This window comes from Enterococcus asini ATCC 700915 (assembly GCF_000407365.1).
In the GTDB taxonomy this organism is placed as follows: Bacteria; Bacillota; Bacilli; order Lactobacillales; family Enterococcaceae; genus Enterococcus_C; species Enterococcus_C asini.
Window position 1 is genome coordinate 47,509 of record NZ_ASVU01000002.1, and the last position, 14,289, is coordinate 61,797.

The following is a 14,289-nucleotide window of genomic DNA, read 5'->3' on the forward strand; positions in this document are numbered from 1 at the left end:
CATGACAGAAATGAACAATCAGGTAGAAGGCAGTCAATCAATGGCGGACGCTTTGGAAAACTTCGGTGAAGTGAAAATCGGCGACGTTGTCAAAGGGGAAGTATTAGCCATCGAAGACAAACAAGCCATCGTGGGAATCGAAGGCGCCGGTGTTGAAGGGGTTGTTCCAGCTAAGGAACTTTCTACTTTGCCAGTCGAAGACATCAATGAAATTGTAAAGGTGGGGGATGTCTTAGAACTAGTGGTCATCTCATCCATCGGGAAAGACAAGGAAAACGGTAGTTACCTTCTTTCCAAACGCCGTCTAGACGCGAAAAAAGTCTGGGCTGATATCGAACAAGAATTCAAAGATGGAAAAATCATCGAAGCACCTGTTACGGATGTAGTAAAAGGTGGCTTGGTTGTAGACGTTGGTGTGCGTGGTTTCGTCCCTGCATCAATGGTTGAAGATCATTTCGTTGCAGATTTTTCTAGCTATAAAGGCCAAACTTTGGCATTTAAAATCGTGGAAATCGAACCATCTGAAAACCGCTTGATCTTATCCCACAAAGCAATTGTGGAAGAAGAAAAAGCTGGTAAAAAACAAGAACTATTGGCTTCTCTTCACGAAGGCGATAAAGTGGAAGGAACCGTTGCCCGTTTGACCGACTTCGGCGCTTTCGTGGATCTTGGAGGCATCGACGGCTTAGTCCATGTTTCTGAAATTTCCCACAGCCATATTGCCAAACCAAGTGATGCTTTGAAAGTGGGAGACAAAGTTCAAGTAGCGGTCTTAAGCGTAGATCCTGACCGGGAACGGATTTCCTTGTCCATTAAAGATACTTTGCCTGGACCTTGGGACAATATCGAAGAAAAAGCTGCCCCAGGAACAGTCTTGGACGGGACAGTAAAACGCCTAACTAGCTTTGGCGCTTTTGTAGAAGTCTTCCCAGGTGTTGAAGGTTTGGTTCACATTTCCCAAATCTCTCACAAACACATTGCAACACCTCATGAAGTGTTAACTGAAGGGGATCAAGTACAAGTGAAAGTCTTGGAAGTAAACCCTGAAGAACACCGCATTGCTTTAAGCATCAAAGCTTTGGAAGAAAAACCAGCGGATGCCAAAGAAGAAGTCGAAGAAACAGAAGACTATGTTTTGCCTGAAGAAACAACTGGCTTCTCCATGGGCGACATTCTTGGCGCAGCATTGAAAGAAGAAAACGATAACGACGAAGCATAAGCGAAATTGAGTGGGAACCCTTTGCAGCTTGAAGCCTGCAAAGGGTTTTTTTAACTTGCAACTTGTTGACAGATTGGGTAAACTAACCTAGTTAGAGACAAATGATTGAAGACATTACGTAACAATGAAAGGCAGGAGAGCGCAATGGCAAATCCAACAATCGCAATCGTAGGACGGCCCAATGTAGGTAAGTCCACGATTTTTAACCGGATCGCCGGAGAACGCATCTCCATCGTAGAAGATACTCCGGGGGTAACCCGAGATCGGATTTATGCGACAGGAGAATGGTTAGGACGGGAGTTTTCCGTCATTGATACCGGGGGAATCGATCTTGGGGACGAACCCTTTATGGATCAGATTAAGCATCAAGCAGAAATCGCTATCGATGAAGCAGATGTGATTATTTTAGTGGTTAGTGCTAGAGAAGGGGTCACAGATGCAGACGAGATGGTGGCCCGGATTTTGTACAAGAGCAACAAACCGGTGATTTTGGCCGTAAACAAAGTGGACAACCCGGAAATGCGAGCAGATATCTATGAGTTTTACGCTTTAGGTTTAGGCGATCCTTTCCCAGTATCTGGTAGTCACGGTCTTGGTATCGGGGATATCTTGGATGAAGCGGTGAAAAACTTCACCACGGAGATTGAGGAAGAAGACGACAGCGTCATTAAATTCTCTTTGATTGGTCGGCCTAATGTGGGCAAATCTTCTTTGATCAATGCGTTGCTAGGAGAAGAACGAGTTATCGTCTCCGATGTGGAAGGCACGACGAGAGATGCGATTGATACGCATTTTGTGGCGGAAAATGGGCAAGCTTTCACGATGATTGACACAGCCGGGATGCGCAAGCGTGGCAAGGTCTATGAAAACACGGAAAAATACAGTGTCATGCGGGCTATGCGGGCTATCGAACGCTCTGATGTCATTTTGATGGTATTAAACGCCCACGAAGGTATCAGAGAGCAGGATAAAAAAGTGGCGGGCTATGCTCATGAAGCAGGCAAGGGCATGATTATTCTAGTGAACAAATGGGATTTGGTGGAAAAAGAAACCAATACCTTACGAGACTTTGAACAAGAAATCAGAGACGAGTTCCAGTATTTGGATTACGCGCCGATTTTATTCGTATCAGCGGTGACCAAACAACGCTTGAACAAGTTACCGGAATTAATCGAGGAAGTCAGCATGAACCAAAATATGCGGGTTCCGTCTGCGTTGCTAAATGATGTGATCATGGATGCTGTTGCGATTAATCCAACCCCGACGGATAAAGGCAAACGCTTGAAGATTTTCTATGCAACCCAAGTGGCGGTGAAACCACCAACCTTTGTGATTTTCGTCAATGAAGAAGAATTGATGCACTTCTCTTATGCTCGCTTCTTGGAAAATCAAATTCGCAATGCTTTCACTTTTGAAGGTACCCCGATTCGGATTATTCCTCGGCGGCGGAAGTAATGAAATCAGCGACTTAGCTCTTTAGGGCTAGGTCGTTTTTTTATGATTAGGACTTGACAGAGCAAGGTTTTAGTGGGTCACTTACGGGATTCTTTTCCCTAAAAATCAGTTTTTTTCAGGAAAAATCCGGGGATTTCAGACAAAAAGCATTGAAAGTCCAAAATCTGCGAAAAAAACGCCTGAGAGTCGGTGTTATCCTTGATATTACAGCATTCTTGTGATAACGTATTAACAGAATATTGATGGGAATCAATATTTAGCGAGGAAGTTTGGACCACTCAAATTTCCTTACTTGATGTTCCTACATCAAACCACGTGTTCAGGAGGTGAATCATTCATGGCAAATAAAGCAGAATTGATCGAGCAAGTTGCAAAAGCAACTGACTTGACTAAAAAAGATGCAACCGCAGCAGTTGAAGCAGTTTTTTCTACAATCCAAGACGCTTTAGCTAACGGTGAAAAAGTTCAATTGATCGGTTTCGGTAACTTCGAAGTACGTTCTCGCGCAGAACGTAAAGGACGTAACCCACAAACTGGTGAAGAAATCCAAATTCCTGCAAGCAAAATTCCTGCATTCAAACCAGGTAAAGCATTGAAGGATGCAGTTAAATAAAACTGTTTCGAGAACCCTTGAGCAATCAAGGGTTCTTTTTTTGTGCCAAGATTTTGATAGCCAAATAGTAGAAATCTGTTAATTGGATGAGATCACGCGAGGGTATCTCTAGAATTTTAAGCGAGTATTTTCTAGAATCTAAACAAAATTCTTTTAATAAAAGGGAATCAACACACATAAATTATTCATCTATCTCATTGTATTTTCATGTTCTCCGAATTCATGCTATACTTTTAACTAACAGGGATGAATTGCTCGGAGTTGCAAAAAGATAAAAAAAATTCAGAAAATTTGTTGACTTTCACTTTGAATAAAGATATAGTAAAAAAAACATTCGAATCGGATGAATCTTGACGAGAGGGGCGATTGACATGCATACATTCCAAAAACAGCAAGAAATCGTCATTTTAGTCATTTACCAGAGGACTTGAAACGAGGGCAACCTGATCGTTCGAGTCCTGTTTGCGTTACGAATGGGATTCTGGCAAGCATCCCATTTTCATTCATGGGATGCTTTTTTCTATGCCAAAGAAGCCAAGGGGGAGTTAGATAGATGCGAAGTGACCAGATTAAAAAGGGAATTGATGCGGCGCCGGCTCGGAGTTTGCTGTATGCCACCGGGCAAGTCAAAAACATCAAAGACATGAACAAACCATTCATCGCCATTTGTAATTCTTACATTGATATCGTACCGGGACACGTTCATTTGCGGGAGTTGGCAGATGTGGCAAAAGAAGCGATTCGAGAGGCCGGGGGAATTCCTTTCGAGTTCAATACCATCGGCGTGGACGACGGGATTGCCATGGGCCATATCGGCATGCGCTATTCGCTACCTAGTCGCGAATTGATCGCCGATGCGGCGGAGACCGTGATCAATGCCCATTGGTTTGACGGGGTTTTGTATTTGCCAAACTGTGACAAAATCACACCGGGAATGATTATGGCGGCCATGCGCACCAATGTACCGGCAGCGTTCGTCTCAGGCGGCCCCATGAAAGCCGGAGTAGATCCACGGGGGCATCAAACCACCTTGTCTTCCATGTTTGAAGCGGTGGGAGCTTACAAAGAGGGCCAGATGACCCAAGAAGACTTCCAATTTATGGAGGAAAATGCTTGTCCGACTTGTGGTTCTTGTGCGGGGATGTTCACCGCAAATTCTATGAACTGTCTATTAGAAGTCTTAGGCTTAGCATTACCGGGAAATGGTACGGTTTTAGCGGTTTCTGAAGAGCGGCGAGACTTGGTGCGCCAAACGGCCAAACATTTAATGGAGCTTGTGAAAAAAGACATTAAACCCCGAGACATCGTGACAAAGGAGGCCATTGATGATGCGTTTGCACTAGACATGGCCATGGGAGGATCCACCAATACAGTATTGCACACCTTGGCGATTGCGAATGAAGCAGAGATCGACTATCAGTTGGAAGAGGTCAATGAAATTGCCAAACGAGTACCGTACTTGTCGAAAATCGCACCTTCTTCGGCTTACTCCATGCACGATGTTCATGAAGCCGGTGGAGTTTCCGCGATTATCCATGAGTTGGTGGACATCGAAGGGGCAATTCACCCGGACCGGATTACCGTTACAGGCAAAACACTGCGAGAGAATGTTCAAGATGCGAAAATTATGAATCCTGAAGTCATTCATCCAAAAGAAACTCCTTATAGTCCGGTGGGGGGCTTGTCCATTTTGTATGGGAATATCGCTCCTGAAGGTGGCGTCATCAAAGTCGGTGGCGTGGATCCTAGCGTTACTACTTTTACCGGGAAAGCCATTTGTTTTGATTCTCATGATGAAGCGGTGGCGGCAATTGACGATCACCGGGTGCGGGCAGGGCACGTGGTGGTCATTCGCTACGAAGGACCAAAAGGCGGACCGGGGATGCCGGAAATGCTGGCGCCGACTTCGAGTATTGTGGGACGAGGCTTAGGTAAAGACGTGGCGTTGATTACGGATGGGCGCTTTTCTGGGGCCACTCGGGGCATCGCCATCGGCCATATTTCACCGGAAGCAGCGGCGGGCGGTCCTTTGGCGCTAGTCCAAGATGGGGATGAAATAACCATTGACTTAAATCAACGGACATTGAATGTGAACTTGACGCAAGAAGAGCTGACTCGTCGGCAAGAACAGTTACCGAAATTCCAGATGAAGGTCAAAAGTGGCTGGTTAGCCCGTTATTCGGCATTGGTGACTTCGGCCCATACTGGGGGAATCATGCGCTTGCCGCAAGAGTAAGAAAAAAAGGTTTAACAGGTTGGTTTTAAAAGGAGGGGGCTTATGGCCATTTTGCGGGAAACAAAACAAGAGCAGCTTTCGGGAGCGGAGCTATTATTGAAAGGATTAAAGGAGCAAGAAGTCGAGCTTATTTTCGGCTATCCTGGCGGAGCGGTCTTGCCCTTGTACGATGCTTTATATGATGCAGAAATACCAAACATTTTGACTCGCCATGAGCAAGGGGCGGTTCATGCGGCTCAAGGCTATGCCAAGGCTACGGGCAAACCAGGTGTGGTAGTGGTTACCAGTGGCCCGGGGGCGACCAACGCGGTTACAGGAATTGCCGATGCGAACTCTGACTCTGTTCCGTTAGTCGTCTTTACAGGCCAGGTTACCACGGATGGCATCGGCAAAGACGCCTTTCAAGAAGCGGATATCTTAGGCATTACCGTACCGATTACGAAAAACAGTTACCAAGTGCGAGATGTGAATGAATTACCCCGAATCATTCAAGAGGCGTTTCACATTGCCATGACCGGGCGCCCGGGACCAGTAGTCATCGACTTACCAAAGGATATGACGATTTGTGAAGGCGGCTGCCAGACTCCTGATTTGCACATTCCGAGCTATCAGCCCAATACGACGCCTTCTATTTTACAAGTTCAGAAGTTGTTAAAGGTCTTGGGGGAAAGTCGCAAGCCGGTGCTCTTAATCGGTGGGGGAGTGATTAGTGCTGAGGCAGAACAGGAAGCATTGGCCTTTGCGGAGCGTTATGAGATTCCAGTGGTAAGCACGTTGTTGGGCTTGGGCGTTGTGCCTACCAGCCATCCGCTGTTTCTTGGTATGGGCGGCATGCACGGTTCCTATAGTGCCAATCTAGCACTGATGGAATGTGATCTTTTGATTAGCTTAGGCGCGCGCTTTGACGATCGGCTGGCGACATCCCCAAGTGACTTTGCCCAACAAGCCATCGTGGCTCATGTGGATATTGATCCCGCCGAAATCGGGAAAATCATCCAGACGGACATTCCCATTGTGGCAGACGCTAAAGAATGCTTGGTGAAACTCTTGGAATTGCCGGGAGAAAAGCCAAATAGTCAAGAGTGGCTCGCCTTGTGTCAAGAACGAAAAGTCAGTAAGCCTTTCACCTATGATCGGGAGCAAGAAGCAGAGATTAAACCGCAAAAAGTCATTGAAATCGTAGGCGAGTTGACCAAAGGGGAAGCCATTGTGGTTACCGATGTTGGTCAGCATCAAATGTGGGCCGCCCAGTTTTATCCTTTCCAATTTGCCAAGCAACTGATTACCTCTGGGGGACTAGGCACTATGGGATATGGGATTCCCGCTGCAATTGGCGCGAAATTCGGTCAACCGGATAAAGAAGTCGTGGTTTTTGTGGGGGATGGTGGCTTCCAGATGACCAATCAGGAATTGGCCATTTTAAATGAAAACAATTTGGACATTAAGTTTATCCTACTGAACAATAGCTCCTTAGGCATGGTACGCCAGTGGCAAGAAGCTTTTTACAATGAACGCCGCTCCAAGTCGGTCTTTTCCAGTCAGCCAGACTTTATCAAATTGGCGGAAGCTTACGGCATTGCCGGGGTTAGGATCACGGACCCAACCAAACTTTCAGAGCAGTTGACGAAAGCCTTTGAACAAAAAGGACCCGTGGTAATCGAGGTGGTAACGTCCACGACGGAACACGTTTTGCCCATGGTACCGCCGGGGCAAGCCAATGATCGCATGATAGGGGTGGACTAGATGAAGCGAATGATTTCCATGGTAGTCAAAGACCATGTAGGGGTTTTAAGTCGCATTACGGCAGTCTTAAATCGCCGACAGGTTAATATCGATAGCATTTCGGTAGGGCCGACCGAGACGCCGGGATTGTCTCGCATGACCATCATGATCAATGCGGAAACCTTACCGGAAGTGGAGCAGGTCACCAAGCAATTAAACAAACAAGTCTCGGTTTTAAAGGTACGGGACATTACCACAGAACCCCACTTAGAACGGGAATTAGCGCTGGTAAAGGTCAACGCACCAGTGGCGATTCGCTCGGAAATCAAAGCGGTAATTGATCCATTTCGTGCGGATATCGTGGATGTGGGACTGAAAAATATCGTGATTCAAGTGGCAGGCACCCAAGACAAAATCGATGCTTGCATTGAAATGTTAAAACCTTATGGCATCAAGCAATTGAGCCGCACCGGTGTTACCGGATTTACTCGTGGTTAATGGACCGAAAACTTTCGGCTATTGATAGATAACAACACTTTGGAGGGAAGATACATGGTAAAAGTATATTATGAAGATTCGGTTGCACAAGACGCGTTAACAGGGAAGACGATTGCAATCATCGGCTATGGTTCACAAGGACATGCTCATGCGCAAAACTTGCGAGATACAGGACATGAAGTCATCATCGGTTTGCGTCCTGGGAAATCGGCGGATGCGGCCAAAGAAGACGGCTTTGAAGTTTTGACCGTAGCAGAAGCGACGAAAAAAGCGGACTTAATCATGATTTTGGCTCCTGACGAAGTGCAAGGAGACCTTTACAAAAATGAGATTGCGGACAATTTAGAAGCGGGCAATGCTTTGGCATTTGGGCATGGCTTTAACATTCATTATGGGGTAATCACCCCACCGGCTGATGTGGATGTCTTTCTAGCAGCGCCAAAAGGTCCTGGCCATCTCGTGCGCCGTACCTTTACAGAAGGCTTTGCAGTCCCGGCCTTGTTTGCGGTTCATCAAGACGCTACGGGAAAAGCTAGCGACATCGCTTTGTCCTATGCAAAAGGCATCGGAGCGACACGGGTAGGGGTTTTGGAAACCACCTTTAAAGAAGAAACCGAGACGGACTTGTTTGGGGAACAAGCAGTCTTGTGTGGAGGCTTGACTTCTATGATTGAAGCCGGCTTTGAAACCTTAGTGGAAGCAGGCTACCAGCCAGAATTGGCCTATTTTGAAGTGTGCCACGAGTTGAAGTTGATCATCGACTTGATTTATGAAGGTGGCTTCGCTAAAATGCGGAACTCCATTTCCAATACGGCGGAATACGGGGATTATGTATCTGGACCACGGGTGATTACCGACGTGGCGAAAGCCGGCATGAAAGATGTTTTGACGGATATCCAAAACGGCAAGTTTGCGGAAGGCTTTATTAAGGAAAATCAAGCTGGCTTCCCAGAATTCAAAGCGATGCGGGCCAAAGCAGCAGGGCATCAAATCGAAGCAGTAGGGGATGAACTGCGGAAAATGATGCCATTTGTGAACAAAAAGGATTAAGGGAGAAAAGGGGGAGTTTTTGTGGCATTAATCACCGATGTCGAGGTCCGGCAGGCTTACCAAACTTTGAAACACGCTGTGAGTCATACACCGTTGCAGTACGATCGTTCGCTGTCGGAGAAGTACGGCGCGACGATTTTGCTGAAGCGAGAAGACTTGCAAAAAGTTCGCTCCTTTAAATTACGGGGAGCTTATTACGCGATTCATCAGCTAAGCCAGAAACAGTTAGCCAATGGCGTAGTCTGCGCTAGTGCCGGCAATCATGCCCAAGGCGTAGCGTATACCTGTCAGGAGCTAGACACCAAAGCGGTGATTTTCATGCCTACGACGACTCCCCAACAAAAAATTGCGCAAGTGCGGTTTTTCGGCGGAAACAAAGTGGACATTCAACTGGTGGGAGATACCTTTGACCGTTCCGCCCAAGCCGCAAAAGAGTATGCCCACAAGCAGCAAATGACCTTTATCGATCCGTTTAACGACGCCCAAATCATCGCCGGTCAAGGAACCTTGGCCTTGGAGATGATGGCGGATGCGGCAGCGGAAGGCTATCAAGCGGACTATGTGTTGGCGGCCATTGGGGGTGGCGGCTTGATCAGCGGTTTGGGAGCCTATGTGAAAAACACCAGTCCGGCTACTAAAGTGATTGGCGTAGAGCCTTTGGGGGCAACATCCATGCAAGTGGCTTTTGACAACCAAGGTCCTAAAGCCTTGGCTAAAGTCGATAAATTCGTAGACGGTGCGGCGGTGGAAGAAGTGGGGGCTTTGACCTATGCGCACGCTACAGCTTACGTGGATGAGCTAGTCGCCGTGGATGAAGGCTTGGTGTGCTCCACGATTTTGGATCTTTATAGCAAGCAAGCTATTGTTTGTGAACCGGCGGGGGCTTTGAGTGTGGCAGCTTTGGACTTGTTGCAAGAAGAGATTCGGGGGAAGACGGTCATCTGCGTGATTTCTGGTGGTAATAATGACATCAACCGCATGGGAGAGATTGAGGAGCGGTCCTTAGTCTATGAGGGATTGAAGCATTATTTTGTGGTGAATTTCCCACAACGCCCAGGAGCGTTAAAAGAATTCGTGTCGGAAGTGTTAGGCACAGATGACGATATCACCAGGTTTGAGTATACGAAGAAGATCAATCGGGGGACGGGTCCTGTTGTAATCGGGATTCTATTGAAAGAACCAGAAGCATTGACGCAATTATTGGCCAATTTGGCTAAGTTCGATCCGGAGTATATCAATCTTAGAGACAATGCCTCCTTGTACACACTGCTAGTGTAAAAAGTGGAGACGGCCATTTTAGGGATAAGACATGCAAATAGCAGACGATTTTTGAAAAAAGGGCAGCCTTTCTTCAAAAATCGTCTTTTTTCATTTTTTCCGTAAAAAAATCAGATAATTGGTTGATTTTCCGGGGAAAGTAAGGATATTCTTTTGGTTTCTTAAAGAATAGTGATAAAATTAAAGAAGGAGGGATGACCATGGAATTGGTGTATCGGCAGGACCACAAGCAGTCCTTGGTGACTTTTGGGGAACCATTAAACAAAGCCGTACCTAAAGATTTTGGAGCAGGTCGCCACGTGATCATCTTAACCAATCAGAAATATTACGACCGTTCCTTTGAGAAGATTACCCAACTTTTCCAGCACAGTTTGGATATCGACTGGTACATCTGTCGTAATCAGCTTTACAGCAATAATATGCAGGAATTCCAAGATATTTTGGCCTTTCTTGAGCGTTTTCCCCGTAATCAAAAGTATCTTTTTTGCAGTTATGGCAATGAGGGTGTCACCGCTTTGACGGGATTTTTGGATCAAGTCTCCCTTTTTGACAGCAGCTACTGCTGTTTGAGCGTCTCCTTGCGTTCTTTGATGAAGGCTTTGGTTGCTCGTCAGGAAATTGTTGCAAGAGACGGGCGGGGCGTCTTACAAGTAGCCAATTTGCCCGCTGCGATCTTCTTTGACCAAACATTGACCGCAGCCCAAGGAGATGGCAAATTAGTGGACTTTTTACTGCTGATTCGCTGTGGGTTAGTTTGCGACCAAAGTTTCTTACAAGGACTTTTTCAAAACTTTCCGGAAGCCCAGCAAGTATTCAGTCGCTCCTTTGTGAGTCTGGTGCCTCAGTTAGCAAGCTTTTACCAAGAATACCAAGAATCAATCGAAAGCTACGGCAAGTTGTTTGAGTTGGCTTTTTATGAGACGGCCCAAGGACACCTTCTGTCGGCGAATATGAAACGGTTTTGGGGTATTTTGTTTCACCTTTTGTGGAATCACCAGAGTGTGCCCTTGGATTTGGACATGGTGAAGTTTTGTCGTTGGTTGCAAAGGGTGGGACTGCCACTGACATTGCCCAAAGACTTCTCTTTTACCGAATACGGGATTGCCGTACTCAAGGTGGCGAAAGACTTGCCACCAGCGGAAATTTATCATAAGATTGGCCAGTTGAGGGAAACACGCTACCCGACAAATGAGGAGCTCGTGAATCTGACTGACACATATCACGAAATAATGGAGCGGATTTGATCATGAATAATTCTTATAGTATCCAAATGTTAACAGCCTTAGAAAAGGAAGATTTACCGGGAGCACAAGTGGCTTTGCAAGAAGCGCTAGCCCACGATGATGACGATGTCTTGTTTCAATTAGGCGATCAATTAGTACAAATCGGCTTTTTAGAAGAAGCCAAAGAAGTCTTTGCAAAACTTTTGACTCGCTATCCCGGCAATGAAGAGGTCTTACTGGCTTTGGCAGAAATTGCCGTGGAAGACGACCAAATCGACGAAGCCTTTAACTATCTTGAAGGGGTTCAAAAAGACAGTGATTACTATCCCCAAGCCTTGTTGCTGTCGGCGGATTTGTATCAAATGTTGGGCATCCCGGAAGTCAGTGAAGCGAAGTTGGAAGAAGCAGCAAAAATCTTGCCAGATGAACCACTGATTCAGTTCGCTTTAGCAGAATTGTATTCTTCTACCGATCGTTTTGCCGATGCGGCGACGATTTATCAGATTTTATTGAACTCGGAGATTACGGAAGTCGGGGGCATTTCATTAGAAGAGCGCTTGGGCATGGCTTTGAGCATGGAAGGCAAGTTTGAAGATTCTTTGCCCCATTTGGAAACGGCCTTAAAAGACAACGAGAGCGATGAGCTTTTGTTTCACACGGCATTCGTCTACTTGCAATTAAAAGAAAACCAACAAGCAATTTTTTACTTGCAAAAACTTCGGGCGTTAAATCCTCACTACCAATCCACGTATCTGTACTTGGCCCAAGCCTTGCAAGAAGACGAACAGTTGGAGGAAGCCCAGGAAGTGATTGAAGAGGGCATCCATGAAAATCCCTATCAAGTTGATTTTTATCAATTTGCTTCGGAAAATGTCTACCGCTTAAAAGATGCAAAAAAAGCGGAAGAATACTTGCAACAAGCCTTGGAAACCGGGGAAAAACTAGATGAAACCCTCTTTATGCTCAGCAATCTTTACTTGAAAGAAGGCCAGTATGAAGACGTGGTTACCACGGTGGAACAGATGGAAAACCCAGACGATGCCTTTGCCCAATGGAATTTGGCCAATGCCTATAACCAGTTGGAAGAATTTGACGAAGCGGCAGTACACTATGAAAAAGCGGCTATCGAGTTGGATCATGAGCCAGAGTTCATGAAGGAATACGGGATTTTCTTGCGAGATGAAGGACGCTTGCAAGAAGCCTTGACCTTGTTGCAACATTATTTAGCCCATGAACCGGGGGATCTGGAGGTACAATCCATCATCGATGCCCTACTATAAGCAAAGAAAGGACAGGTGAGTAGGATGGAAGTGGACGTACGGGAAAAGAAACGCTTTTTGGATTGGCTGATTCAAAATGTGACGTTTCAAAGACGAGAAGTCTCTTGGATCTTGAATTACTTGGCAAATCACGAAGCCATTTTGGCCAATGTGCGGTTTGTGGAGCACGCGGAATCAACGGAACGAGGCATCGTGATTCGGGATCTTTCCGTGGCAGGAGAAGCTTTGACCTTGTTTTTAGAAGGCAAGAGTTTCACTGATAGCGATCAGATTTTCCACGAGATTCGGCTAAATTGGAAAGACCCTTTGTACTTGGAATGTTTCTTTGCCAACTCGTGGGATCATCCCACCTACCTGTCGATTTTGGAAGACAATCCCTATCTGTCTTGGAATGAGTCGATTGACCCGACAATCTTAACGGCAGTAAATGACTACTTGGCAGAAGAACAACGCCGGGCACGCATTACAGAGCTGTACCAAGAAATCGACGAGGCGTTAGAAAAAGGGGACAAAGAGACCTTTTTACGCTTGTCCCAAGAGGTCAATGATGTGTTGCAAAAGCCAGAGAAAAAGCCAGTGGAATAAATAAAAGAACCGCTCCTAACGAGATTTCGTTTCGGAGCGGTTCTTTTATTGGGCTTAATTTGCTTTACTGCGGAATAATTTTTTCTTCGGACGCAAGTAGGTGAAACCTTCTCCTTCCACCTCATGAACATTGATCACGGAGACAAAGGCCTGTTCGTCGTATTCGTGGATGATGCGCTTGACCTCAGAAAGCTCTCGGGTGCTGACCACCATGTAGATGATCTTTTTTTCAACACCGGAGTAAGCTCCTTCCCCGTGGAGGAAGCTGACCCCACGCTCTAACTCACTCATAAGCCGGGGGGCAATCTCTGTGGATTTATTGGAAACCACTAGCACGCCTCGGGCCGAGTAGCCCCCATCCAGGATGGCATCTACAATATGGGAAAAGACGTAGGAAAAGATCAAGGTGTACATCATGCGTTTCAAATCGATGTAGGTCAAAGAAGCGGTGAGAATCAAGATATCCAAGATAAACAAAGTCCGGCCTACCGACACGCCGATTTTTTGTTCCAAAATCCGGGCGATTACGTCGCTACCACCCGTGGTGCCTCCCACACGATAGATGATCCCACTCCCAAAACCACCTAATAAACCGGCGATTAATGCAGAAATCAACAAATCATGATCCAAGTCGATGTTAAAGGTCACTTTCTGCCAGATAAAGAGCCAAGCAGACAACGCCACGGTACCGATGATGGTGTAAAAAAAGGAGCGTCGCCCGAGAATTCGTCCGCCTAAGACGATGATGGGAATGTTTAAGACGAGGGTACTGATCGCGGGGTTGATGCCAAATAATGCCCGGAAAATCAAGGTAATCCCCGTCACGCCACCTTCTGCTAAGTGATTGGGAATATTGACAAAGACCAAGCCAAAGGCATAGATACAGGTACCTAATAAAATTACAAAAATATCACGACCGATTCGATCTAGTTTCACTCATATCTCCTCCATTCTCCATGTCTGAAAATACAGACATCGTTGTAAATGTATCACGAAAATTCAATTCCGACAATCGTTCACTGCTAGGAAAAGCTTGCGTCTTTTGATAAGATAAAGCTGAGGGCTTCCTTTGAGAAAAAAAGGAGCATCTAAAGGAGGAACTTAACGTGGAAGAACGTTCATTAGCATCT

The 14,289-nt window shown here is 46.1% G+C and carries 12 protein-coding genes; 11 read left to right on the top strand and 1 reads right to left on the bottom strand.

Annotation, left to right across the window (positions count from 1 at the left end):
* The first annotated feature begins 1 nt into the window (after position 1).
* The 11 genes from rpsA to I579_RS10140 all read left to right on the top strand — a co-directional run bounded on the left by rpsA (position 2) and on the right by I579_RS10140 (position 13,159).
* Positions 2–1,219 carry a 30S ribosomal protein S1 gene (rpsA, locus tag I579_RS10090; protein ID WP_010753302.1) on the top strand — a complete coding sequence of 406 codons (1,218 nt, stop codon included), beginning with the start codon at positions 2–4 and terminating at the stop codon, positions 1,217–1,219.
* Between the two features lie 144 nt (positions 1,220–1,363).
* On the top strand, positions 1,364–2,674 hold the full coding sequence (gene der / locus I579_RS10095) for a ribosome biogenesis GTPase Der (protein WP_010753303.1): 1,311 nt from the start codon (positions 1,364–1,366) through the stop codon (positions 2,672–2,674).
* A gap of 337 nt (positions 2,675–3,011) precedes the next feature.
* Complete coding sequence (locus tag I579_RS10100; protein ID WP_010753304.1) at positions 3,012–3,287, top strand: HU family DNA-binding protein; 276 nt, start codon at positions 3,012–3,014, stop codon at positions 3,285–3,287.
* 553 nt (positions 3,288–3,840) lie between these two features.
* A complete protein-coding gene (gene ilvD / locus I579_RS10105) occupies positions 3,841–5,523 on the top strand; it encodes a dihydroxy-acid dehydratase (protein WP_010753305.1) in 1,683 nt (560 codons plus the stop codon).
* Between the two features lie 42 nt (positions 5,524–5,565).
* Positions 5,566–7,266, top strand: a complete 1,701-nt coding sequence (gene ilvB / locus I579_RS10110; RefSeq protein WP_010753306.1) for a biosynthetic-type acetolactate synthase large subunit — start codon at positions 5,566–5,568, stop codon at positions 7,264–7,266.
* On the top strand, positions 7,267–7,743 hold the full coding sequence (gene ilvN / locus I579_RS10115; protein ID WP_010753307.1) for an acetolactate synthase small subunit: 477 nt from the start codon (positions 7,267–7,269) through the stop codon (positions 7,741–7,743).
* A 54-nt stretch (positions 7,744–7,797) separates the two neighbouring features.
* A complete protein-coding gene (ilvC, locus tag I579_RS10120) occupies positions 7,798–8,793 on the top strand; it encodes a ketol-acid reductoisomerase (protein WP_010753308.1) in 996 nt (331 codons plus the stop codon).
* 21 nt (positions 8,794–8,814) lie between these two features.
* Positions 8,815–10,071 (top strand): threonine ammonia-lyase IlvA, encoded by a 1,257-nt coding sequence (gene ilvA / locus I579_RS10125; RefSeq protein ID WP_010753309.1) that lies wholly within the window; start codon positions 8,815–8,817, stop codon positions 10,069–10,071.
* 200 nt (positions 10,072–10,271) lie between these two features.
* The gene (locus I579_RS10130; protein ID WP_010753310.1) at positions 10,272–11,315 is read left to right on the top strand and encodes a hypothetical protein; all 1,044 of its coding nucleotides are present in this window, start codon (positions 10,272–10,274) and stop codon (positions 11,313–11,315) included.
* Between the two features lie 2 nt (positions 11,316–11,317).
* Positions 11,318–12,574 (top strand): tetratricopeptide repeat protein, encoded by a 1,257-nt coding sequence (locus tag I579_RS10135; protein WP_010753311.1) that lies wholly within the window; start codon positions 11,318–11,320, stop codon positions 12,572–12,574.
* Positions 12,575–12,598: 24 nt separating this feature from the next.
* Entirely contained in the window at positions 12,599–13,159 is a 561-nt protein-coding gene (locus tag I579_RS10140) for a YpiB family protein (RefSeq protein WP_034810331.1), read from the top strand.
* 54 nt (positions 13,160–13,213) lie between these two features.
* Here I579_RS10140 and I579_RS10145 read toward each other — a convergent pair whose 3' ends face one another.
* On the bottom strand, positions 13,214–14,095 hold the full coding sequence (locus tag I579_RS10145) for a YitT family protein (RefSeq protein WP_010753313.1): 882 nt from the start codon (positions 14,093–14,095) through the stop codon (positions 13,214–13,216).
* Positions 14,096–14,289 lie beyond the last annotated feature (194 nt).